Annotated in this window: 19 protein-coding genes; 10 read left to right on the forward strand and 9 right to left on the reverse strand. The window is 49.3% G+C overall.

Annotation, left to right across the window (positions count from 1 at the left end):
• Positions 1-110: 110 nt before the first annotated feature.
• The 4 genes from T456_RS0104440 to T456_RS21050 are packed head-to-tail and all read left to right on the forward strand — an operon-like array spanning position 111 to position 5,742.
• Complete coding sequence (locus tag T456_RS0104440; RefSeq protein WP_197026855.1) at positions 111-413, forward strand: STAS domain-containing protein; 303 nt, start codon at positions 111-113, stop codon at positions 411-413.
• 22 nt (positions 414-435) lie between these two features.
• A complete protein-coding gene (locus T456_RS0104445; protein ID WP_024865095.1) occupies positions 436-1,299 on the forward strand; it encodes a hypothetical protein in 864 nt (287 codons plus the stop codon).
• Between the two features lie 20 nt (positions 1,300-1,319).
• A complete protein-coding gene (locus T456_RS21045) occupies positions 1,320-3,089 on the forward strand; it encodes a PP2C family protein-serine/threonine phosphatase (protein ID WP_024865096.1) in 1,770 nt (589 codons plus the stop codon).
• A gap of 52 nt (positions 3,090-3,141) precedes the next feature.
• Positions 3,142-5,742, forward strand: a complete 2,601-nt coding sequence (locus T456_RS21050; protein ID WP_024865097.1) for a SpoIIE family protein phosphatase — start codon at positions 3,142-3,144, stop codon at positions 5,740-5,742.
• A gap of 1 nt (position 5,743) precedes the next feature.
• Here the strand turns inward: T456_RS21050 and T456_RS0104460 are convergent, their stop codons facing one another.
• Positions 5,744-6,574, reverse strand: a complete 831-nt coding sequence (locus T456_RS0104460; RefSeq protein WP_024865098.1) for a TrmH family RNA methyltransferase — start codon at positions 6,572-6,574, stop codon at positions 5,744-5,746.
• Between the two features lie 74 nt (positions 6,575-6,648).
• On the opposite strand from T456_RS0104460, the gene T456_RS0104465 reads away from it, so the two are divergent.
• Genes T456_RS0104465 through T456_RS0104475 form a run of 3 tightly spaced genes read left to right on the forward strand, consistent with a single transcriptional unit; the run spans position 6,649 to position 9,976 of the window.
• Complete coding sequence (locus tag T456_RS0104465; protein ID WP_024865099.1) at positions 6,649-7,140, forward strand: Crp/Fnr family transcriptional regulator; 492 nt, start codon at positions 6,649-6,651, stop codon at positions 7,138-7,140.
• Positions 7,137-7,628, forward strand: coding sequence for a prepilin peptidase (locus tag T456_RS0104470; RefSeq protein WP_024865100.1), 492 nt, complete (start codon positions 7,137-7,139; stop codon positions 7,626-7,628). Before T456_RS0104465 ends, T456_RS0104470 begins: the two co-directional genes overlap by 4 nt.
• A gap of 47 nt (positions 7,629-7,675) precedes the next feature.
• Positions 7,676-9,976: a hydratase gene (locus T456_RS0104475; RefSeq protein ID WP_024865101.1), complete on the forward strand. Its 2,301-nt coding sequence runs from the start codon at positions 7,676-7,678 to the stop codon at positions 9,974-9,976.
• A gap of 55 nt (positions 9,977-10,031) precedes the next feature.
• Here the strand turns inward: T456_RS0104475 and T456_RS22325 are convergent, their stop codons facing one another.
• A complete protein-coding gene (locus T456_RS22325; protein WP_155838020.1) occupies positions 10,032-10,187 on the reverse strand; it encodes a hypothetical protein in 156 nt (51 codons plus the stop codon).
• A gap of 177 nt (positions 10,188-10,364) precedes the next feature.
• Between T456_RS22325 and T456_RS21055 the strand changes: the two genes are divergently transcribed.
• Positions 10,365-11,387 carry a glycosyltransferase family 2 protein gene (locus tag T456_RS21055; RefSeq protein ID WP_024865102.1) on the forward strand — a complete coding sequence of 341 codons (1,023 nt, stop codon included), beginning with the start codon at positions 10,365-10,367 and terminating at the stop codon, positions 11,385-11,387.
• Positions 11,388-11,530: 143 nt separating this feature from the next.
• The gene (locus tag T456_RS0104490) at positions 11,531-12,037 is read left to right on the forward strand and encodes an acyl-CoA thioesterase (protein ID WP_051464969.1); all 507 of its coding nucleotides are present in this window, start codon (positions 11,531-11,533) and stop codon (positions 12,035-12,037) included.
• A 65-nt stretch (positions 12,038-12,102) separates the two neighbouring features.
• Here the strand turns inward: T456_RS0104490 and T456_RS0104495 are convergent, their stop codons facing one another.
• The 7 genes from T456_RS0104495 to T456_RS0104525 all read right to left on the reverse strand — a co-directional run bounded on the left by T456_RS0104495 (position 12,103) and on the right by T456_RS0104525 (position 20,518).
• Positions 12,103-13,251 carry an ROK family transcriptional regulator gene (locus tag T456_RS0104495; RefSeq protein ID WP_024865104.1) on the reverse strand — a complete coding sequence of 383 codons (1,149 nt, stop codon included), beginning with the start codon at positions 13,249-13,251 and terminating at the stop codon, positions 12,103-12,105.
• A gap of 4 nt (positions 13,252-13,255) precedes the next feature.
• Complete coding sequence (locus T456_RS0104500) at positions 13,256-14,599, reverse strand: L-fucose/L-arabinose isomerase family protein (protein WP_024865105.1); 1,344 nt, start codon at positions 14,597-14,599, stop codon at positions 13,256-13,258.
• A gap of 27 nt (positions 14,600-14,626) precedes the next feature.
• Entirely contained in the window at positions 14,627-15,370 is a 744-nt protein-coding gene (locus T456_RS0104505) for a sulfite exporter TauE/SafE family protein (RefSeq protein WP_024865106.1), read from the reverse strand.
• Complete coding sequence (locus T456_RS0104510; protein WP_024865107.1) at positions 15,363-16,220, reverse strand: NAD(P)-dependent oxidoreductase; 858 nt, start codon at positions 16,218-16,220, stop codon at positions 15,363-15,365. The genes T456_RS0104505 and T456_RS0104510 overlap by 8 nt, the downstream gene beginning before the upstream one ends.
• Positions 16,221-16,324: 104 nt before the next feature.
• Entirely contained in the window at positions 16,325-17,011 is a 687-nt protein-coding gene (locus T456_RS0104515) for a transaldolase family protein (RefSeq protein ID WP_024865108.1), read from the reverse strand.
• A gap of 27 nt (positions 17,012-17,038) precedes the next feature.
• Positions 17,039-18,514, reverse strand: a complete 1,476-nt coding sequence (locus T456_RS0104520; protein WP_024865109.1) for an MFS transporter — start codon at positions 18,512-18,514, stop codon at positions 17,039-17,041.
• Positions 18,515-18,532: 18 nt separating this feature from the next.
• The gene (locus tag T456_RS0104525) at positions 18,533-20,518 is read right to left on the reverse strand and encodes an alpha-glucosidase (protein ID WP_024865110.1); all 1,986 of its coding nucleotides are present in this window, start codon (positions 20,516-20,518) and stop codon (positions 18,533-18,535) included.
• 133 nt (positions 20,519-20,651) lie between these two features.
• Here T456_RS0104525 and T456_RS0104530 point away from each other — a divergent pair, with 133 nt between their 5' ends.
• Positions 20,652-23,345, forward strand: coding sequence for a glycoside hydrolase family 31 protein (locus tag T456_RS0104530; protein ID WP_024865111.1), 2,694 nt, complete (start codon positions 20,652-20,654; stop codon positions 23,343-23,345).
• The last annotated feature ends 107 nt before the right edge of the window (positions 23,346-23,452 follow it).

Raw genomic sequence — 23,452 nt, forward strand, 5'->3', positions numbered from 1 at the left:
ATGATATACTAATAGTGTTAGATGGGGACAGATGACCGTCGAATCTGATTAGGAATTAGAGCCCTGTCAGACTCGGCGGTTTTGCATTTACCTGGTAGGAGGACCTAAGAATGCTTGATATTAAAATTGACAGAAACGGAAGCACTTTGGATGCGGCTCTTGAGGGAATGCTTGATACCAAGACAGCGCCCCAGCTGTCGGAGGCCATAATTACTCCCATATCAGAGCTTGAGGAGATCAACCTTGATTTTGCAAAGCTTGAATATCTCACCAGCGCAGGACTGAGGGTAATCCTTGAGGCTCAGCAGGAGATGGATGACAAGAATGGGAAGCTCACCATTAAAAATGTCAACGAGGAGATCATGGAAGTTTTCGAAATGACAGGATTTGTTGACGTTCTGACAATCATCTGAAAAAGAACCTGCGGAGGTGGAAATGTATAGAATCGTAGACATTGATGAGGATAACCGGGAAGAATACGCCGATTACCTCGGAGAGGATGTTTCAGAGAATATAGGAAGAGCCTATTACAGGGCCATTGCTGTGGTGGACGAGGCTACGTCCATGCCCCGGGCAGGGATGGTCTGGACTTTAAAGAATATAAATGAAGATGCCGATACCGAGAGCAATATCGTCTTTATAAGAAGTGACAATGAGGATGCATTTTCCTATATGATGGATGACTACACGGACAGGATAAAATCCGACGGAGTAGTACGTTCCCATGCCTTCATTCCCGTAAAGGAAGGCAGGCAGCTTAAGGAGATGCTTAAAGAGGCAGGCTTTAACATGAGACTTTCGGAAAGTGACGTAGTGCTGGTCAAACTTTCGGAGCTTTCTGACATGCCTTTTTTACAGAAGATCAAAAAGGCCGGGATTCCTGACACAATCCTTCCCCTTGAACAGGTCACAATGAGATCTTTCAGGAAAGGTGTGACCAAATGCGTGATGCAGGGCATGGTGGGACTTTGCGATGATCTTTCAGACCTGGATATGGGATGGTTCGAGAATGATGTGTCCTGTGTTTCCATAATTGACGGCGCCATAAACGGATTGCTTCTTTTCCATCAAAGACCATCAGGAGTTATAGCCATACAGCTGATGGTATGTCTCGACCAAAGTTTTAAGAAGACACTTCCCTATCTTATGGGCAGGTTTGTAATCTCCATGGAAAAGAAATACAGCCCTGATGTAAGGATTGAGCTGGACAGACACAACCAGCAGTCGCTTCTTTTATCGGAAAAGCTTCTCCCGAGAGGCTTTGGAATACCTATCTACGCAGGCAGCAGAACAGAGTAAGAGCATAGACGGAAATTCTAATGGTAAAACGCAGCAGTAATCAGCAGAAAATTAAATCCCTAAGCAGAAAGCTTACAGTGGCCACAGCGGCAAATTATATGCTGCTGGGGACTATTATCATGCTTGCGGTTGCCATTGTGTTTTTCTATAACGTCGTAAGAGGCCGCTACAGCGACAACGTAGATACTGCAAAGACCATTGAGGACACCATCACTTCTCAGGTAGATATCTCACAGCTTGTGGATGCGGTCCTTGAGCAGGAGCGCACGGATCCCGATGCCTTCAGAGCTGAAATGTTTGTCAATGACGCTGCTGACCTTGAGGGACAGCTCCTTAGTTATAAATGGTACAACGAGTATGATCCTCCTCTTGCAAAGAGAGAGGACTATCAGTTTGTGGCGGACATAATGTACGCCTTTAACAACAACAATCAGAATCTTAACGGAACATCACTTATGGTCTTCGACAGGAGGACCCATATTGCAGCACTTCTGTGTGACGTGGAAAAATTCGGTTCCGATACCGCCACCAGAGTGGACTACGTCATGTGGCGAAACTTCCAGGATGAAGACCTTATTCACATTGAGCAGGAAAGATGGTCCCTTGCAAAGAACCTGTACCGTTACATGCAGGTTGATGCCAGCAATGTAGTATTTATCTGGTATGAGCCTGTTGAATATTTCGACAGGGAAGTTGTGGTATTTGTGGAGACCGATGCATTCTATACCAGGATTCTTGGCAACACCTTATCCTTCGTTGGATTGTCCCTGATAGCGATCCTGTTGGTGGTTATTGTGATGGGACGTCTCTATCACAGGCGCATGCAGACCCTTGTCATGAATCCCATAATGATCATAAGCGATGCAGCCCAAAGATATGTTGACGACCATCTGGCAGGCTACAGATGGAAGACACATTTTGCCAATCTGGATCTCAATGCGGGATACGAGTTCGATGATCTGGCCCGCACCATGGACAAAATGGAGCAGGATATAGACAGGTTCGAGGATGACATCACCCAGGCCACAGCCGAGAGGGAGAGGATAGAATCGGAGCTTAATGTGGCCAGTCGTATCCAGTCTGATATGCTTCCCAAGAATTTCCCGCTTTTCCCCGACAGAAAAGAATTTGATCTTTATGCATCCATGACTCCCGCCAAGGAAATCGGGGGAGACTTTTATGATGTCTTTATGATGGACGAGGATCACCTGTGCATTGTCATGGCTGACGTGTCCGGAAAGGGAATACCTGCCGCTCTTTTCATGGTAAATGCCATGAAGACCATAAGGGCCAGGGCCCTGGCCGGCGGAACCCCCGCCCAGATACTGTTTGATGTCAACAACATGCTCTTTGAAGGCAACAAGGAGAAGATGTTTGTAACAGTATGGCTGGCGGTCATCACCCTTTCCACGGGAGAGGTTACACAGGCCAATGCCGGTCATGAGAATCCGGTGAAAAAAGGCAGCGACGGAGAGTTCACTTTTATCAGGACCAAGCACTCCTTTGTCCTTGGGGGTAAAAAGAACATGAAATACAGCGAAGACTCTTTTACCCTGGAAAAAGGAGATACCATATTTATCTACACCGACGGCGTCACCGAAGCTACGGACCTTCGGGGCGAGCGCTTCTACACCGAAAGGCTTTTGGAAGCACTTAATGAAGCAACCGGTAAGAAGCCTGAAGATATCCTTGCCCATGTAAAACGGAAGATAGATGAGTTTGTGGATGGGGCGCCGCAGTTTGACGACCTGACCATGCTGGCTGTCACATATTACGGCAAGGAAGAATGAACCGGCAAAGAAGAATTAACTGATAAGGAAGCCTCTGCAGAAGGAGCACAAGATGGGAGTATTCCGCAGAAGAGCCCCCAAGGGACTTCAGAATAAAATATTCATGCTCTGCATCATGCTGGTGGTAACTGCAATTACCGCCTTTGCTGTCGTGGCTATATTGCAGCTTCGGTCACTGTCTCAGATGTCACAGCGCACCGGCATCGACACCAACCAGGCAGTAAAAGAGATGTCAGAGAAATCCATGATGGATATGACCAGGGAACGGATGCTTGGAAATGCCAATTACGCTGCAGACTATGTGGGCTATGAGTTCTGGGTCTTTTACCATGAGTTGTCCATTCTTTCAAAGCAGGTAAAAGACATCTACGATCATCCGGAAAACTACTCCGAGGCTCAGGTTCATCCTCCTTTAATGAAAGACGCCGGGGAGTACTCTTTGCAGCTTCTTACTGCCAAATGGGCAGATCCCGAAGATGAAAAAGAGCTGTCAAAGGTCCGAAGGCTTGCCAACCTGGAGCCTATGATGAAGGAGATTGTCAGCCAGAATGAGAGCCTTCTTCTTGACTGCTACATTTCTCTGCCCTCAGGCTACACCCTAGCTATGGACAGGCTTTCCGATTCCAAGTACGAAAAAGATGGCAGTATCAGGGAATATGACGCCACAACGAGAGACTGGTACAAGGGGGCTGTGGAAAACAGGGATATCTTTTTTACTGCGGCAATGCACAGCTATTTCTACGGAGTTGATGAGATAGCTTTCGGACTTCCCGTCTATGACGACACCGGCGAGCTGATCTGCGTTCTGGAGGGCTCCACAAAGCTTGATACCATAAGGCAGGAGCTGTCAAAGGTATCCCGTGGGAAAACGGCTTTTTCAATTCTTGTTAATGAAAACGGTCAGATCATCTACTCACCTTATACCATAGGCGAACTGGCAATTGATGAGGGACTTACAGCCAATATCAAGGACGGTGACAATGAGCAGCTAAGGAAGATATTTGAGGCGGCTGCCTCAGGAAAAGACGGCTTTGATCCCGTGACCGTAAACGGATTAAACTACTATGCGGCCTACGCCTTTGTAGATGTCCTTCGTGGTGCAGCTATCTTTTTTGTTTCGGAGGAGGAAATCTACAGGCCTACACAGGCTCTTTTGACAAAGCTTGATACGGTATCCCAAAGCGGAATAAGCAAGTATGCAGACAGCTTCAGGACTTCCAGCTGGCTTTCACTATTGGTGGTGGTGCTTCTTGTGGTGAACGCCGTGATCGTGGCTGTTGCTTTCTCGGGAAGACTGCTTAAACCAATCCTTCTTATGACCAGGAAGGTGGAAGCCCTCACCGGGGACAACCTGGAGTTTGAGATGGAGGATGCCTACAGGACCGGCGACGAGATCGAGGTTCTGGCCAATGCCTTCGGAAATCTGTCCGAGAAGACAAGGCACTACATAGATGAGGTCATGGAAATGACCACCGAGAAGGAGAGGATAAGCGCGGAGCTTGATATCGCCACCAGGATCCAGGAGGACATGCTGCCAAGCAATTTCCCGCTGTTCCCGGACAGACACGAGTTTGACCTTTTTGCCAGCATGAATCCTGCAAAGGAAGTGGGCGGAGATTTCTATGATGCTTTCCTTTTAGATAACGATCATCTGTGCATGGTTGTTGGAGACGTATCGGGAAAAGGCGTTCCTGCTGCACTTTTCATGGTGGTTTCAAAGACCATGATCAAGAACAGAGCCAAGATGGGCGGAACACCTGCGCAGATCCTGGCTGATGTCAACAACAGCCTCAATGAAGGAAACAGTGAGCTGATGTTTGTTACGGTGTGGCTGGGGATCCTTACCATCTCCACCGGTGATATCATCGAGTCCAACGGCGGCCATGAGTATCCGCTGATACAGCATGGGCGCGGTGATTTTGAGCTCTTTAAGCGGGAAAACGGCGTGGTGCTTGGAGCCATGGAGGACATGGAGTATGAGGATGATATCGTCCACCTGGATAAAGGGGATGCCTTCTTCATGTACTCGGATGGCCTTCCCGAAGCCACCAACGGTGACGGCGATGCCTTTAAGATGGAAGGAATGATCTCCTCGATAAACCATCACAAGGACGACTCCAACGTTGACCTTCTTGCCCATATCACCGAAGATGTTAAGAAATTTGAGGGTGATGCGCCGCAGTTTGACGACCTGACAATGCTCATCGTCAGATACGCAGGGCCCAAAGAAAAGGACGGGGAAAAGAGACTTCGTGTTCCCGCCGATGTAGACAATATAGAAGAGGTTTATTCCTTTATCGAGGATGAACTTGAAAACATCCCTGAGTGTACACGCAAGGATGTTTTGAAGATCCATATGGTAGTGGATGAGATATTTAATAACATTGCAAGCTACGCTTATCCCACTGTGGACCGGAAGGTGACAGTCATATATTCATATGATGCATCCTGTCAGACGGTAAGGATCACCTTTATGGATGAGGGAATTCCCTACGATCCCATGCTGCAGGAGGATCCCGACAGGACGCTGTCTTTGAGGGAGCGTCAGATCGGAGGCCTGGGCGTTTATATGGTCAAGAATCATGTGGATAACATGGCCTATGAGCGCAGGGACGGATGGAACGTGCTTACCCTTGAAAAGAAGATCGGGTAACTTACTTAAGCTCCCAGAAGACAAGCGCACTTGCGGCGGCTACGTTGAGAGAATCCACGTCGTGGAACATGGGTATCTTGATGACGTAGTCGCTTTTTGAAATGGTTTCCGCAAGGAGACCCTCGCCCTCAGAACCAAGAGCCACCACAAGCTTTTCTTCACTCTTAAGGACAGGATCGTTTATATCCACAGACTCATTCCGAAGAGCCATGGAGGCCAGTTTAAAGCCATGGTCATGAAGAAGTCCTATGCCATCACCCGGCCAGGAAACTTCCTTTGAATCTATAAAGGCCCAGGGAATCTGGAACACCGTGCCCATGCTGACTCTGATGGAGCGGCGGTACAGCGGATCGGAGCAGGACCTGGTAAGAAGGATCGCATCCATGCCAAGGGCAGCCGCAGAGCGGAAGATGGCCCCGACGTTGGTGGGATTCATTATGTTCTCAAGAAATGCGATGCGTCTTGAATTTTTAAGGATATCCTCCGGACTGTAGAGCTCTTTTCTCTCCATGGCGCAAAGGCAGCCGCCGGTGAGATGATACCCTGTCATCTTATCAAGGACTTCCTCCGAGGCTTCGTAGACAGGAAAGTCCCCGGGAAGGTCAGCCTTTTTTTCAAGGAGCTCTTTAAGGGTGGGCAGACAGCTCTTTTCCACAAGGGCAGAAATGGGCTTAAATCCAGCAGTAAGGGCTCTTTCCAGCACCTTAAAGCTCTCGGCTATAAAGATCCCGGGATTGGGTTCGTTGATGGTCAGAAGCTGCCTCTCTGAAATCCCGGTGTAAATATAAAGTTCCGGTGTGTTAAGATCACTGATTTGTCTGATGTTCATGATAAATCATTGTAGCATAATTTATGTTATTATTATAAGTGTAGCGTTAACCCGCACCTTGCAGGAGGGCATAGCATATGATGATCAAGGTTCCCGAAGGTACTGTGATAATTAGAGAAGGCGAAGCCAACATGGACATGTATAAGATCGTGTCGGGCAATGCCGAGATCTATACCGGGTATGAGACTGAGAACGAGGCAATTCTGGGTATCAAGTCCAAGGATGAGTACTTCGGGGAAATGGGCCTTTTAACCGGAGGCAAACCTTCAATCTACACCGTTGTGGCCTATTCCGATATGCTGCTTATGAGAATTACGGAAGCCGACATCGATGAGTTTATCCTGAAAAATCATTCGGACGTCTACAGGATAATGCAGCATATGGCAGAGTCCATGTACGGACTTAAGTACGGAATGGACATGTATGTCAAGGACCTGGAGGATTCCAAGAACAATGCCTATCTTAAGGGCTTTTCCGGATATTTCTCCAAACAGTTTGCCAAGTACAATGCCACCAATATGAAGGATCCCATGAAGGAAGCCAAGGGGAAGATAAACTATAAGGTATGACTGCATTATCAGAGAGTTTGACAATTGAGATAATCAAAACAGCCATGGCACTCATTATTCTGGGTACCATGGCTTTTCTTGCCTATACGGACAAAAAAGAGAGGCGGATCCCCAATAAGGTACTCGGGCCGGTGGCCCTTATCTGGCCCATGCTTATGGCGATAGCTCTTTTTGCCGGCAAAGAAGAAGCCTATGACCTGATAATAAAGGGAATCGTCGGAGCACTGATCGCCGGAGGAGCTTTTCTTTTGTGCTATATCATCGTAAGGGGCAAGCTTGGAGCCGGGGACGTTAAAATGGCAGCTCTTATGGGGCTTTATCTTGGAAGCGATAAGATAGCCACGGCTCTTATTGCAGGCATTGTCATCAGCGCAATCTACTCGGTGATAATGATCCTGGCAAAAAAGCTGACGGTGAAAGATGGACTTCCCATGGCACCGTTTCTTTTCCTGGGAACCATAATTGCATTATTGTATACAATCGTGTAATATTGATTTAACTGTGACTGGAAACCATTTGTGAAGGAGACCGATTTATGATCAAGTTGTACGACAAAGGCGCATATCTTGTAAACGGGAAGGACCTGGTTCCCGAGGGGGAAGAGGCAAGGCTTTCTTCAGAGTTTGGCAAGAATGTGACCAAAGAAGAGGCAATCAAAGGCACAATAGCATACTCTATCCTGGAGGCACACAACACCTCAGGCAACATGGAGCAGCTTAAGATAAAGTTTGATGCGATGGCATCCCACGATATCACCTTCGTTGGTATCGTTCAGACCGCCAGAGCTTCAGGAATGGAGAAGTTCCCCATTCCCTACGTTCTCACCAACTGCCACAACTCACTTTGCGCGGTGGGTGGAACCATTAACGATGATGATCACATGTTTGGACTTTCCGCTGCCAAGAAGTACGGCGGAATCTATGTACCTCCTCACATTGCGGTCATTCACCAGTATATGAGAGAGATGATGGCCGGCTGCGGCAAGATGATCCTTGGCTCTGACTCTCACACAAGATACGGAGCCCTTGGAACCATGGCCATTGGAGAAGGCGGCGGAGAGCTGGTTAAGCAGCTTCTCGAGGATACTTACGATGTGGCACGTCCCGGCGTTGTTGCGGTTTATCTTACCGGCAAGCCTCAGCCCTTCGTTGGACCTCACGACATCGCCATCGCTATCTGCGGCGCAGTATTCAAGAACGGCTATGTTAAGAACAAGGTAATGGAGTTCGTAGGACCCGGCGTTGCATCCATGGACACAGACTATCGTAACGGCGTTGACGTTATGACAACTGAGACCACCTGTCTCTCCTCAATCTGGAGGACAGATGAAGATACTAAGAAATACCTTGAAGAACACGGAAGAGGAGAGGATTACAAAGAGCTTAATCCTGCTGATGTGGCTTACTACGACGGTGTCATCGAGATTGATCTGTCCACCATTAAGCCCATGATCGCCCTTCCTTTCCATCCCAGCAATGCCTTCACCATCGACGAGTTTAACGCCAACATGAAGGACATCCTTGCGGATGTGGAAAAAGAGGCAGCTAAGGTTTCCCAGGGCAAAGCAGAATTCCATCTTCTTAACAAAGTAACAGACAGGGGACTTATGGTTCAGCAGGGAATCATCGCAGGCTGCGCCGGCGGAAACTACAGCAACGTTGTTGAAGCAGCCCACGCCCTCAAGGGTAAGAACACAGGCTGCGATCAGTTCAACCTGGCTGTTTATCCTTCATCCCAGCCCGTATTTATGGACCTGGCCAAGAAGGGCCTTATCACAGACCTTATGGCTTCAGGCGTTATCGTAAGAACAGCCTTCTGCGGACCTTGCTTCGGCGCAGGAGATACACCTATGCATGACGGTCTTTCAATCCGTCACACGACCCGTAACTTCCCGAACCGTGAGGGCTCAAAGCCCGGTAACGGCCAGATGTCTGCGGTTGCCCTTATGGATGCAAGATCCATTGCTGCAACCAGCGTTAACGGCGGTATCCTTACCTCCGCAGAGACACTGGATTGCTGGGGAGATATTCCTGAGTATAAGTTTGATGACAGCTCCTACAAAGCCCGTTGCTACTACGGTTTTGGCAAGGCTGATACAAACGAGGATCTGGTCAGCGGTCCCAACATCAAGCCCTGGCCTGCAATGAGCAGACTTACCGACAATATCCTTCTTAAGGTCTGCTCCAAGATCCTTGACCCTGTAACCACCACCGATGAGCTCATCCCTTCAGGCGAGACCTCATCCTTCAGATCAAATCCTCTGGGACTTGCTGAGTTCACTCTTTCAAGAAGAGATCCCGAGTACGTTGGAAGATCCAAGGAGGTTGATAAGGTTGAGAAGGCAAGAGTTGCGGGAGAAGACGTTACAAAGGTTTGCCCCGAGCTTGAGGCTGTATTTGACAAGATAAGGACTATCCCCGGAAATGAGGATGTAAAGGCAGCAGAGACCGAGATCGGTTCCATGGTTTACGCCAAGAAGCCCGGCGACGGCTCAGCCCGTGAGCAGGCAGCTTCCTGCCAGAGAGTTATCGGCGGTCTTGCAAATATCTGCGAGGAGTACGCCACAAAGCGTTACCGCTCCAACGTTATGAACTGGGGAATGGTTCCCTTCCAGATGAAAGAAGCTCCCGACATGTTCGATATCGGCAGCTACATCTATGTTCCCGGCATCAAAAAAGCCCTCGCGGAGAATTCCACAGAGAGCATAAAGGCCTACGTTATAGGTGATACGGTAAAAGAGATATCTCTTTTCACCACTCCCATGACAGAGGATGAGCGTAAGATCGTCCAGGCGGGATGCCTTATAAACTACAACAGAGAGAAAAAGGGACTTTAAAGCAAAAAAATAAGAGCTGCGAGGCCGGAAAGAACCGGTTTCGCAGCTTATTTTTTTACAAGAAGAACAGGACCAGCGCTGATGCCATGGCAATCAGCATTGCTATAGCATAGGCGGCTTTCTTTTTGACGACATCCACATCCACGTATTTGCCGTTGTAATTGATGGTATCTATCACTTTCTTATTGTTCATATTTGTATTTATATCCATAGGATCATCTCCATATTTTCAAACAATTTAAACGATTTCGCCATTTGGTCTATCATAACCTATAAATCTTTAGATTCCCTTACGACAATATAAAGTTTTTATTAATTTTGCCTGATTTTGCCATAAAGCCGCATGTATACTATAATTAAGTGATATTTACATCTAAGGAGACTGGTTATGGCCGTTATCAGTGTGGTTATCACGGTTTACAATACAGCAAAATATCTTGAACAGTGCATGGAGTCGGTGCTGGGACAGACCTTCAAGGATTTTGAGGTTCTTTTAGTGGACGATGGTTCCACAGACGGCGTAAGTCCCGTAATGTGCGATTCCTATGGGGAGAAGGATAAAAGAGTCCGGGTCATCCATAAGGAGAACGGGGGACTTACCTCTGCGTGGATCGCAGGCGTTACAGATGCAAAGACCGACATTATATGCCTTATAGACAGCGATGACTGGGTAGATACGGATATGCTTGAGGAGCTCTATAAGCACTACGACAGCTCTTTTACCGGAGGACAGATCGTATCCTCCAACTACATCGTTGAGAAAGCGGGGGAGCGAAGGAAAGAGACCCAGGGGCTTAAGCCCGGAGTGTACACGGGAGCCGACCTCGAGGAGGTCAAGAAGAACCTCATGGGAAATGAAGTCAGGCCCGTCACCATGTCCCGCTGCATGAAGCTCATCTCCAGAAACCTTATCCTGGACAACATCAAATACTGCGACCCCTCCATCATCATGGGAGAGGACGTAAATATAACCCTGCCCTGCCTTTGCGACTGCAAGAGGCTTGTGATCATGGAGGGCGGATATTTCTATCACTACAGAACGGTTTTCGATTCCATGTCCCACGGCTATAATCCCAAGCTCCTTTCAAACCTTGAGCGCTCGGACAAGACCTTCCGCGAGATCCTTAAAGACAAGAAGATCATAAACGCCGATCACCAGATGGATAGGGAGTTTGTGATAATGCTCCTGGTGGTCCTGCGGAGCGAGCTTCGCTGCCCGGAAAAAGATACAGTGGCAAGAGTAAGAAGAGTGTTCCTCCGTGAGGATATCAGGAAGAAGATCGTGGATACCAAAGTGGACATTCCCGGAAAGGCAGGAAAGCTCCTCCATTTCTGCGCTAAACACCCTATTGCCCCGATAATCCTCTTTACCCGCTTTGTCATCACTTCCTACGACAAACGGACCAACTGACCGGCCGCCCCGCCCCGCGCCCGGAATGCAGGGCTGTGTCGCAGGGAAGGATGGCAAAGGGGAGGGTGAGGTTTTTGAGTGGCAAAGGGGGAAGGTTTAGGGTAAAATGGTAGTATATTTAAATCTCTTTCGGAGGTAACTATATGGGAAAAGTTTTTCATGTGGATCACCAGATCGCCAATAAGAACGTGGAGGATTCCATCACTGAGTGGACCAAGGTGATCAAGTACTCGGATATCAACAGCGAGGACAGGCTCTTTGGCGGACTGCTCATGTCCTGGATAGATGAAGTGGCCGGTATCGTTGCGGTAAGGCATTCGGGAAATCCCGTTACCACGGCAGCCATCGACAACATGCAGTTCAAGCAGGGTGCCAAGCTGGATGACATAATCGTTATCATCGGCAAGATCACTCATGTGGGCAAGACCTCAATGGAGGTCAGGGTAGATACCTACGTGGAAGACAGAAGGAACGGAATGAGACATGTGCTCAACAGAGCGTACCTTACTGAAGTATGTATAGATGACGACAACACACCTGTGCTTGTTCCCTACGGACTTAACGTTCGCACCGAAAGCGAGAAGGCGGAGTGGGAAGGCGCCGAGAGAAGACGCGAGCTGAGAAGACAGCGCAGGATGGAGGGCTTCTAGACCAATTTCATAGAGATAATAAAACCTCTATGCAACCGGAATTGCCGGCGGCATAGAGGTTCTTTTTATGTATAGAGGTATCTTTCAAGATATACGGCAACAGGGCCGATGTAGCTCTCTTTGTCGGAGAGTGCGGTGTAGCAGATTCTGTTTTCGTTGTAGGCAGGGTCATACTCCTTGCAGCATTCAATGAGCTTGTCTCTTACAACGGCGCTTCCAAAAAGGCTTCCCGACAGCACGATCCTGTTGGGGGCTATGATGGTTCCTGTATTTACAATGCTCCTTGCAAAAAGATCTATCGCATTATCGAAACTCTTTCTTACAGCGCCCTTTGATTCTTCGTAAACCTTCCCGAAGTTTTCCGGAAGGAAACGGGCTGTCTTTTGCAGCTCCTTGTAGGACAGCAGTGTTTCCAGGCACCCCCGCCTTCCGCAGCTGCATTTTTTCCCGCCCTTTTCAACGATGAAGTGACCAAGCTCAGCGGTCTTGCCGTGGCGTCCTTCGTAGACTTTTTTATTGACGACGATGGTACTTCCAACACCGGGGCCCCACTTGATAACAAGAAGGCTGTCAAAGTTCCGTCCTGTGCCAAAGAGAATCTCCGCAGTGGAGAAGGCATTTACGTTGTTATCAAGGATCACCGGAAGAGAGGTCCTCTCAGTAATGATCTTTGCTACCTCCACAGGCTCTTTCCATATGCCGTAGGCGTGAACGGAAATACCGTTTTCCTTGTCTACGATACCGGGGATTCCAACGCTGATGCAGGTAAGATGCTTCCTCTGCCTTGGCTTAAGGTCTGTTGCAAGGTTTATGCATATGTCCGCCACAAGAAACAGGAACTTTTGAGAACCTGCTTTTTTGTCCGTGGGGATCTGTCTGATGCGGCCTCCCACCAGGTCCCCCTTGCTGTTGCAGATGGCAACGGTGGTGGTCTCCGACTCGATGTTGACGGAGATTATCCAGGCTGCATCCGGATTAAAGTCAAGAAGGATCTTTTTCCTGCCGGCGGTTCCTGTATTCTCGGGACTTACTCCCACCTCAAGAAGGAGTTTTTCCTTGATGAGGGCAGTGGTAATCTGAGTCACCGAGGCGGCGGTAAGGCCGGTGGCTTCCGCGATGTCCACTCTGGATACCGGCCCCTTGTCGTTTATGTATTTGAGTATCAGAGAGCGGTTCTCTTTTTTGACCCGCTCCATGTTTATGCCGCTGTTCATATTCTCAGTACCTGCAAACTTCCATGCCAAGCATGTTTGCCAGGATCTCAAGCTCATCAGCCACATCGCCGTAGATGACAACGTAGTGAGGCTCCCATCCTGCTTCTACAGTATCATAGATTATTTTCTCCGCGTTGGCTGTGGTGCGGATCACCAGTGAAGTTCCAAGGAACTGCTTTGGCTTATCGAGAATTTCACCGGAGGCTAAAAGGAACCTGAACTGTCCCTCGGGAGTTCTACCGATTCTGAAGATGGTGGCATGGGGTGCAGCCTTACAGCCAAATTCCAGGGTGGGTCCGATGTGCCTGTTGCAGTGCTCGCCGATGACTGCACCTGTATCTTCTCTTGCCAGTGAGCAGGCAGCAGTTCCGCAGTGCCAGAAGGAGATGGTGTTTTCCTCCTCGTCCATGGACACGGGATCACCAAAGAAGGTGGGAGCACCTGTCAGCTGCATTCCAAGGTACATGGAAAGGGCACCGTAGGCATCAGCCTCGCAGCTTGCCGCAACTCCAAGGTCATTGAGCATGGCAAGTACAGCGCACACGGGAGTTCCGAAGGAGGTAAAAAAGTCAGGCCAGCAGCGGGAGGCAATGGCACCGATATTGTTTTCTGTGACATACTCCTTATAGGCCTTGTAGAGCCTTGCAAAGTCTTTGGTGTTTTTCTCCGGGGTCTTATCAAGACCGACGCAGCGCCCTTTAGCATCTTCAAGGAACTCTTCGCACTCCTCGTCAGAGAAAGCCTTTGCCTTGTCGATAAGCTCCCTTGCCTCAATGGACTCAAGGCGGACACCGAACTTCTCGAGCATCTCAAGATCTAACGCTCTTCCAAAGCCAAAGCCCTGAGGAGTGTGACCTATGGCACAGACTTTGAGATCCTTCATGTCATGTTTAAGCTTTGCTGCACGAATGGTGGCAGAGAGCTTCTTTTCAACCTTTTCTTCCGTGGGAGCACCGAAGATGTATTCAAACTTTTCTTTTCTGAAAGCCTTTATGGCGTTGGCAGCAGAGTAGGCTCCCGTCAGGGAATTAAGCCTGAGGCGTCCGCCGTCGATAACAGGCTCCCTAAGTGTCCAGAGAATGATCGGAACGTTGGTAAAGGCGTGGAGCACCTCAGAAGCGTAGGCCGCATTGGCAAAGGTAATGTTCTGAAGAACAATAAGGTCAGGTGAGATGGTATCAAGAAAAGCCTTAAGCTTGTCTATGGACAGCAGCATATCATCAGGCACTGCCACATTATCGCAAAGGCTCTTTAAGAGTCTGACTGATCCGTCGAACTGTATTTTGGCACTTTCCAGGTGGAAGGTGGGAACTCCGATAGGTACGTATGCAATCTGAAATTCTTTCATAATGGTATCTCCGTTAGATGTTTCTTTTTACTTGAAAAACAGGGAAAGCCCTGCAATAAATAAAAGTACATAGGTAAGTATGATGAAAAAACGCTGGCTCATTCCCTTGTACATTACTCCGCCGATGAACATGCCGGTGAAGAGAAAGGGCAGGGAGAAAAGAGCCGTCTTTACCAGCTGCGGTGTCCACATGCCGGTTACTATCTGGGATATAAGGATGATTCCGTTGAGGAAGATCCAGATAGTGGATATAGTGGCCCTGAAAGCTGATTTCTCCGGAAGCTTTTTGGCAAGGTAGCCGATAAGGAGCGGGCCTCCGCAGACGAACATTCCGTGGACCAGTCCGGCTGCTGCAAGAAGGACTTCAGGCAGCACAGTGGAGGACTTTGAGGTATCTTCGGTTTTGAGATTAAAGCCGAAGGTTTTTAAAAGTCCCGTGACCGAAATGGCAAGAACGATAACTCCCAGGGTATAGTAGAGAAGCTGCGGCTTGCCGGAAAGAAGATGCCTCACGAAAATGCCAACCAGGACCGTTACGCCCATGATAAGAAGCACATGCTTAAGGACCTTTTTGTCAACAAACTTCCGGTTCCCGGCAAAGACGTAGACTCCTGACAAGAGTCCCAAAAGGTTAAGTACCGGGACAGCCACGTCCATTCCCACCAGCTTAAGGGAGAAGGGCATTGCCAGGATAGTCCCCGCAAAGCCCGTAATCCCCTGTATGATATTTGTAAGCAGTATTACCAGAAAAAAGTAAAAGTCATTATTCACCGCGAACTACCTTTATGGTTGCAGAGAAGTCCTCTTTGCCGATTCCCATTTCCATAGCTTTGTCGTATACCCTTGCGGCATTCTCCTCACCGGGCATTGAAAAGCCGCACTCTTTGGCAAGGTTTAAGCAGATGTGAACATCCTTGTGCTCGTTTTCGATGGAGAAGGCGGTGGTGAAATCCTCTTTTTCCAGAACCTCTTTCTTGGAATCCAGATACCAGTTGCCGGCTCCGCCGTAGGAGATGGCCTGTGCATAGAGAGGAATGTCGATGCCGTTCTTCTTTGCAAGGGTCATGGTCTCGTTGACGCCGTTCTGGATCTGGGAAACCAGGGCGTTGTGGCAGATCTTCATGACAAGGCCCTTGCCGTTGTCACCCATGCGGATAACGTTCTCGCCCATGTACAAAAGGATGGGGCGCATCTTCTCGTAAACTTCCTCGGATCCACCTACATAGATGCCAAGCTTTCCTGCGATGGCTGCAGGTTTGCTCTTAACAACAGGAGCATCGATAAACTCAGCGCCGGTGGCCTTTACCTTATTGGCAATCTCCACGGATACGCTGGGATCGATGGTGCTCATGTCTATGCAGGTCTTGCCCTCCTTAAGAACGGGGATGATCTCATCATAAACAGCTCTTGAGTGCTCAGACTTGGGAACCATTGAGATGAAGACATCAACATTTTCCGCAACCTCTCTGGAGCTCTCACAGGGCACTGCTCCGATGGCTGCCAGTTTATCCACTTTTTCTTTTACAAAATCAAAGACGTATACCTTGTCGTCGTGCTTCTTTACTATGTTTTCGCTCATGGACTCGCCCATAATGCCAAGTCCCACAAAACCAATCTTCATGTTTGTTATCTCCTTTTTTGCAAACTCCGTACGAATATGATTCAAGAGTGAGGGGAAACTTTTGCGAAGCAAATCTGATGTTTCCCCGAATACCGTTGGAAACGTCAGTTTCCAACGGTATTGTCCCAGGCATCCTGGAAGGTCTCGATGCCCTGACGGGTGTAGGCGTGCTTCATGGAATCCTTGTAAACTGCAAGGCCTGCGGTTACGATGTCGGCGCCTGCCACTGCGCAGTCAACGAACTGCTTGGGAGTTCTTACTGCGGCGCAGATGATCTGTGTCTTGCCGTAGAAGCCGTAGTTCTTGTAGATAGTTACGATATCCTGAATGTACTGTCTGCAGTCCTCACCGTTGGCTTCTTTCCAGCCGATGAAGGGTGAAACGAAAAGGGAGCCGTTCTTGGCCGGGAGGAGAGCCTGAGAAGGAGCAAAGATAAGAGTTACGTTTGTTCTTACTCCCTCCTTCTCAAGCCTTCTGGCAGCAGTAACTCCTGCCTCTGTAGCAGGGATCTTGATTACAAAGTTTTTGGAGATGGCCGATATCTTTTTTGCCTCTGCTACCATCTCGTCGGCATCATCGATGTGGGGATTGATTTCCACGGAAACCGGGAATTTCTCGTAGCCCTCAAGGCCTTCTTCCTTGATCCAGTCAGCGATGTCCTGTATGGCTGTAAGGAAGGGCTTGCCCGATGCCTGAATGTGCCTTGGATTGGTGGTAACACCGTCAATGCCGAAGGTGTTATAGGCCTCCTTGATCTCGTCCATTTTTGCGCTGTCTAAAAAGTACTTCATGATTTCTTTTCCTCCATATATAAAAAGTTAGATTTTAACTGCGTTATCTCTGTTCCAAAGCTTGTCGTAAGAAAATCCTGTGACCTTCTCACATACCTTGATCTCCTCAGGGGTGATCTTTGAACTGTCTTCGCCTTTTCTTCTTGCTACTTCCTTGCGGACAATGTCGAATTCCTTCTTGGTTACCGGGAATACGAAAGCAAACAGGAGAGTTAAGGCCAGAAGTACGATCTGTGCAAATACATAGATCAGGGCGATGCCTCTCTGGGTGGAAGCTGCCTGGCGCATGCCTGTGTTTGCCAGGGTCTCGTTGTAGCCAACCATTGAAAGAAGAACGCCGATGGTGGCTGAAGAAAGACCTGCTGCGATCTTTCTGGTGAAAGTAGCCATACCTGAGCAGATGCCGGGGCGGCTCATGGAAGTTATGAGCTCGTCGACGTCCACCAGATCAGAAAGAATGGCGTAAATACTGGTGGAAACCCCTGCCATGGAGAGGCCTATCACAAAGGAGAGGGCCAGGATCACAACGAAAGGTGCGCCTTCATAGGAGAAGAACAGCATGGCAAGGGTGGCCACCATCCTGAAAGGGGTACCGAATAAAATGGGGAACTTCTTGGAAGTTCTGGCCATGATCGGTCCGAAGAGGATCATACCGATGAACTGAGATATCAGTATGACGCCCATGAGCTTGGTGAAGTTTCCGCCGCCGTAGGCATTGAGCACATCGTCGATGTAGTAGACCGCAAGACCGGTAATAAAGTCAGCAGCTGCCTGGCCGAAGATGAAGATGCCGATGAACAGGCGGAAGGAGTGGCTCTTGAAAACTGTAAAGGACTGTGTGAAAGTCTCTTTTACCGAGGTCTTGTTTACTTCCTTCTGCTTCTCCCAGGTTCCAAGAACCGTCAGGAGAATTGCCACAAGAAAGATAACGGCAAAGAGAACAGACACAGTAAGATACTGGGACTTGTTGGTGTTGTCCCTGATCATGATGGTTGGTATAAGGCCTGCGATGATGGCGCCGAATGCCGAGAAGATCATACGGGCACTGGAGAATCTGGCCCTTACTGTGTAGTCATCGATCATGTCCGGCAAAAGGCCGTTATAGGGAACCATTACAATGGTGAAGCCTGTTGAAAACAGCATGTACATCAGAACGTAGAAGATGTACTGACCGGTAACGGATCCGCCTGCAGTGTAGGGAATCCACATGATAACAAAGGTGAGAGCTGAGATGATGCTTCCCACCAGCATCCAGAAGCGCTTTGCGCCGAGCTTTGAGCTGGTGCGGTCTGCGATATTGCCCATAAGAGGGTCAGTTACGGCATCCCAGATCTTACCGATAAGAGGAATGGTTCCGGCCATGGCCGTGGGCATTCCAAGCGCTTTTGTCAGAAATACGGTGTAGAAGGTGCTGATAACAACGAAAGCGCCTCCGCCGTAGATGTCGGCAAAGCCGTAGCTTGCCCTGTTCCATAAAGTGTTTTTACCTTCATTTTTAGTCATTCTTTTTTCCCCAATACATTAAAGTTTGATTTTTGAAAGTTCTGAAAGCTCTTCGAAATATTCGCTGCTTCGTCTGATGAAGACCGGCGGGCAGCCAAGGGGCGCCTCTATCTTAAAGATGCCGCCTTTATATTCCAGCCCCGTAAAGAGATGCACCCATTTATCGTTTGGAAGATAGACCTCTCTGCTTACGGCCTTTTCCTGAAGAACAGGTGCAACCAGGATATCTTTTCCCAGAAGATATTCCGTTGTCTCGGTGTAAGCCCTGCTTTCGTCATAGTGGTAAAAGAGAGGGCGCATAACCGGAAGTGATCTGTTTGCGTTGTCCAGGATAAGTCTCTTCAGGTAAGGCTTCAGGGCCGCATGCATTCTTGAAGCCCAGGAAATGTGGCGGATCAGCTCCTCATCGTCATCAAACTGCACGTTGTTAACCGGCTGATTGCCCTCGTGGCTTCTGAAGAGAGGTGAAAAGATATTCATCTCCTCCCAGCGCATAAGCAGCTCTTTTGACCGTCTCATGTGCATTATGGTGGTGTAGCCGCCAACGTCCGAGTGGGTAACCCCATATCCACTCATGGCCAGTGACAGCGTAGCCGGGATGACTGACGGAAGGCCGTCATCCACGGACCAGTCAACATGCTGGTCTCCGGTCCACATCAGGGTACTCGCGCTGATGGTGCCTGTGTGTCCGGCTCTTGTGAAGAAGAAAACCTCATCCTCCTTGCCGCACTCGGCGATGGCTTCCTTGTTCATCCGTGCCCAGATGGCGGGCCATCTGTTGTGGATCTTCTCGGGATCCTCGCCGCTGAAAAGCACGCAGTCCACAGGGAGATACTCTCCGAAATCCGCCATCCATCCGCCCATGCCAAGACCTATCATGTTCTCTTTAATGAGGTTCTTGTACCAGTTGTAGGCTTCGGGATTGGTGAAGTCCACCATGGCAGCAGGGAAGGTGGTGATGGTCACAAGGTAGTCCTTGCCCTCTTTGTCCTTGACGCAGTAGCCTTTTTCGGAAGCCTCTTTGTACAGCTCTTTTTCTATGGCGATGAAGGGATTGATGTAGCCAAGAAAGCGGATTCCCTTCTCTTTCCATTCGGTGATCTTAAGGTACAGGTTGTGATAGAGGTCTTTATCCCAGGCCCAGTTCCACATGACCTGATAGCCAAAGCCCGTCTTTCTGCAGCCGCACCAGTCCTGAGACCAGATGCCGCAGATCTTCGTGCCCGCCTTTTCGCATCGCGCTATCTTCTCGTCTATCCGTTCAGTTCCCTCCTGCACCGCAAGGATTGCTCCGTCGTAGACCCAGTCAGGGAGCGTGCCCTGGTGTCCCAGAAGAGAAGCAAGCTTCCCGGAGAGCTCCTCGAAGCTGTCAGCACTTTCCGTAAAAAGAACCGGCGGCTCCTGCGTATAGATCGTGGTCACATCACCCTTGCTGAAATCAAAGATTGCAAAGGCATCTATGTCCGCATGCAGGTAAAACCTGTCGCTGGATACATATGTGGGCTGAGCGTAGTAGGATTCGTATTTCCCGAAGGGAAGAGTTCTGCCTGGGTGCTTGCCCAAAAACTTCTCCCTTACTATCTTGTTTGTAATGCGCCTTGCATTCTGGTGCTCCGCAACAAAGATGCGGACCTTCTCGCCCTTAAGGTCAAATTTGGAATAAGTCTCACCGCAGCCGTAGATGTGTTCCTTCGGATTGGCGGGAAAAGAGATCCAGAAGCGGTTATAGGCTGTGTCCCTTTCGGAATCCTCTATGTAAGCAAGACGGATCCTGCCGCCTTCTTCCACAGAAATTTCCAACCTGTGTAATTCCCTGGTCTTCGGATGTTCAAAGGTAAGGAGAGTACACCCCTCCTTCTCCTCAACAGAGATTTTCTTAAGCCTTGTTTTGCCGGACACCTTCTGCTTGTAATCGAAGCTGCCGCGGCTCATGCTGAAATGATTTTCCCCAATACCTACAGCAAGCTCCGCCTGCCGTAACTGTTCAAGCTTTATTGTAACCACCCCATTTCCCAATTAATTAAAAGCTTTAACTAATTAGGTATTATAGCATGCCCGTACGGGAAGTCAATGGTGACAAATACTACTTTTGGAAGGCAGAGATGATGGTGCTATAATGGATGCGGAGGGTTATGATATGGAAATATTAAGGAAGATAGAGAGCTTTACCAATGAAGACGGAGCGTATCTTCTTAAGGGAGACGCTGCGGATATAAAGCTGTATTTTTTGACCGATGAAATAATCCGCATAAGGGCAAGCTTTGATAGGGAATTTCCCGAGGAGTCCTATGTCCTTATGACAACGGCCTGGCAGGACAGGCTGGATCCTTTGTTTGAGGGAGAAAGGAAGCGCATTGAACCGGTAGAGCCGGCCGTAGCTCAGATGGAAGACAGGATCTTTTTTAACACAGGAAAGCTCCAGCTTAAGGTCTGCTGTGATCCCTTTGAACTTGAAGTTGAGGATAAAAACGGCAATGTACTGTATTCCACGGAAGGGCTTTCGGGATTTGTCAGGGATGCCAACAGGCGTCTTGTTTCCTATGCCCGCATGGACGAAGAAGATGTATTCTACGGCTTTGGGGAGAAGACCGGGCCTTTGAATAAGAATAAGAGATATCTAAGGGAGAGGGCCACAGACTCTTTTGGCTACGACCCATACCGCGCGGATACGCTATACAAGCATATTCCTTTCTATATAAAGCTGGAGCGGGAGTCATCCTGCGCAGTCGGTGTGTTCTACCACAATTTTCATGAATCCGAATTTAATATGGGATGCGAGAAATCCAACTACTGGCCAAGGTACAATTATTTCAGATGCGACGGTGGCGACATAGATATGTTTATTCTTGGGGGCAGCAGGATCTCAAGGATAATCGACAATTACACTCTGCTGACTGGAAGGCCGGCGCTGCTTCCAAAGCGTGCTCTAGGGTACCAGGGATCTTCCATGTACTATGCGGAGCTTCCGAGGGACTGCGACGAGTTCCTTCTTAAGTTTGTGGATACCGTTCATCAGGAGGACATCCCCATTGACGGATTCCACCTGTCTTCCGGATACACCACCGTTGACGGGAAGCGATGTGTCTTTTGCTGGAACAGGGACAGGTTCAGGAATCCCGCCGGGTACTTTGAGGCCATGGCTGATGCCGGGGCTCCCAATGTGCCTAACGTGAAGCCGGGAGTTCTTTTGACCCATCCTGAGTTTGCGGAATTTGAGAAGGCCGGGGTGTTTGTAAAAGAGAGCGGCAGCGGAGCAGGCAGTGGCGGAGACTGCGCTGAATCTGCCGGGGCCGCTAAGACTCAAGGTGCTGATGGCTCCGAAGGGATCGCCATCGGAAAATGGTGGGGCGGCGACGGAGCCTACTGGGATTTCACAAATCCTGCGGCAAGAGAGCTTTGGAAGAAGCTGCTGACAGAGCGCCTTGTTGGACTTGGGGCCGACTCCATTTGGAATGATAACTGCGAGTATGACGGAATCCTTGACGGGGATGCCGCTGTCTCTTTTGACGGAAAAGGGGGACGGATCGGGGCTTTGAAGCCTATAATGGCTACACTTATGTGCAAGCTCAGCAACGAAGCCATTATGGAACATGATCCCGAGGTGAGGCCGTATTCCGTGTGCAGAGCCGGTTCTTCGGGAATCCAGCGCTACGCCCAGACCTGGTGCGGCGATAATTTCACAAGCTGGGAGAGCCTTAGGGGGAACCTTCCCACGATCCTCGGGATGGGGCTTTCGGGCCAGCCCAACGAGGGTTCGGATATCGGCGGCTTTGCCGGCGCGGTGCCCGGGATGGAGCTGTTTGTAAGATGGGTTGAGCAGGGGATTTTCCAGGCGAGGTTTTCAATTCACTCGGCTTCCGATGACAATACAGTGACGGAACCCTGGATGTATCCTGAGGTTACGGATATCATACGTGAGCTGATAAAGTTCAGGTACAGGATGTCGCCTTATCTTTATTCTCTGGAGTACGAGGCTTCAAAGACGGGAGCACCCATTATGCGGCCTCTTGTCTATGAGTTCCAGAAGGATGCCAATGTTTACGATATTGATGATGAGTTCATGTTCGGACGGGATATCCTGGTGGCTCCCGTGATGGAAGAGGGCGCCGATTCCAGGGCTGTGTATCTGCCAAAAGGAACTGTCTGGTACGACATGAACAACAATTTCATGCGCCATGAGGGCGGACAGCTTGGACCGGTCCATGCGGATCTTGACTCTGTGCCCATGTTTATAAGGGAAGGGGCTATTGTTCCCTTTGCCCTGAACCAGCCAATGAACCTGGAGAAGGACAAGGTTACGGGGCTTCATCTGTATCTGGTGCCGTTTTCCGAGGACCCCTTAGCCATCAGCAGCTATACGCTGTATGAGGACGACGGCGTGACAAATTCATATAAGGAAGGGAACTTCTGCAGGACTGAGATCACCATGTACGGCTATGACAGCGTGGATGTGGATTTCAGGACGGAAGGTAACTACGAGAATCCCGTTGAGGATATGCTGATCGAGATGGTGAAGAAGGACCGCTCCCCGGTGAAGGTCTGGGTGAAGGTTGCGGAGAGCAACGGAACGTTCCTGGATGACGCGGGAGAAGGCGGCGACGGCTGCCCGGCTGGCGGCGAGGCTGCTTTTGAAGGCGCTTCTGCTTTTGGCGGCACGGATGAGGGCGTTTCTGTGCTGCCGCACTTCCTTAATAAGAGGCAGTTTGATGAGGCTGACCGGGGCTGGTACTACAACATGTCCAAGAGGGCTGTTCTCATCAAATATAAGAATCCCCGCTGCGACTATAAGCTGAAGGTGTCCTTCGAGGCCAGGGACCTGCTGGGGATGTGAGTGTGAGTTCCATTACTAACTTCAACTTCGCCATGTTAGTCCTTGCGATTATCTTAGTATAGTGTTAAAATTTTATCATATGGCGGCCAAGGGACCGCGCACTTGTG

The organism is Butyrivibrio sp. FCS014, from assembly GCF_000526935.1.
GTDB lineage: Bacteria > Bacillota > Clostridia > Lachnospirales > Lachnospiraceae > Butyrivibrio.

Coding starts and splice junctions, on each gene's coding strand:
- T456_RS0104440 (WP_197026855.1), top strand. CDS start 111: ATGCTTGATATTAAAATTGACAGAAACGGAAGCACTTTGGATGCGGCT.
- T456_RS0104445 (WP_024865095.1), top strand. CDS start 436: ATGTATAGAATCGTAGACATTGATGAGGATAACCGGGAAGAATACGCC.
- T456_RS21045 (WP_024865096.1), top strand. CDS start 1,320: ATGGTAAAACGCAGCAGTAATCAGCAGAAAATTAAATCCCTAAGCAGA.
- T456_RS21050 (WP_024865097.1), top strand. CDS start 3,142: ATGGGAGTATTCCGCAGAAGAGCCCCCAAGGGACTTCAGAATAAAATA.
- T456_RS0104465 (WP_024865099.1), top strand. CDS start 6,649: ATGATGATCAAGGTTCCCGAAGGTACTGTGATAATTAGAGAAGGCGAA.
- T456_RS0104470 (WP_024865100.1), top strand. CDS start 7,137: ATGACTGCATTATCAGAGAGTTTGACAATTGAGATAATCAAAACAGCC.
- T456_RS0104475 (WP_024865101.1), top strand. CDS start 7,676: ATGATCAAGTTGTACGACAAAGGCGCATATCTTGTAAACGGGAAGGAC.
- T456_RS22325 (WP_155838020.1), bottom strand. CDS start 10,187: ATGGATATAAATACAAATATGAACAATAAGAAAGTGATAGATACCATC.
- T456_RS21055 (WP_024865102.1), top strand. CDS start 10,365: ATGGCCGTTATCAGTGTGGTTATCACGGTTTACAATACAGCAAAATAT.
- T456_RS0104490 (WP_051464969.1), top strand. CDS start 11,531: ATGGGAAAAGTTTTTCATGTGGATCACCAGATCGCCAATAAGAACGTG.
- T456_RS0104495 (WP_024865104.1), bottom strand. CDS start 13,251: ATGAACAGCGGCATAAACATGGAGCGGGTCAAAAAAGAGAACCGCTCT.
- T456_RS0104500 (WP_024865105.1), bottom strand. CDS start 14,599: ATGAAAGAATTTCAGATTGCATACGTACCTATCGGAGTTCCCACCTTC.
- T456_RS0104510 (WP_024865107.1), bottom strand. CDS start 16,220: ATGAAGATTGGTTTTGTGGGACTTGGCATTATGGGCGAGTCCATGAGC.
- T456_RS0104515 (WP_024865108.1), bottom strand. CDS start 17,011: ATGAAGTACTTTTTAGACAGCGCAAAAATGGACGAGATCAAGGAGGCC.
- T456_RS0104520 (WP_024865109.1), bottom strand. CDS start 18,514: ATGACTAAAAATGAAGGTAAAAACACTTTATGGAACAGGGCAAGCTAC.
- T456_RS0104530 (WP_024865111.1), top strand. CDS start 20,652: ATGGAAATATTAAGGAAGATAGAGAGCTTTACCAATGAAGACGGAGCG.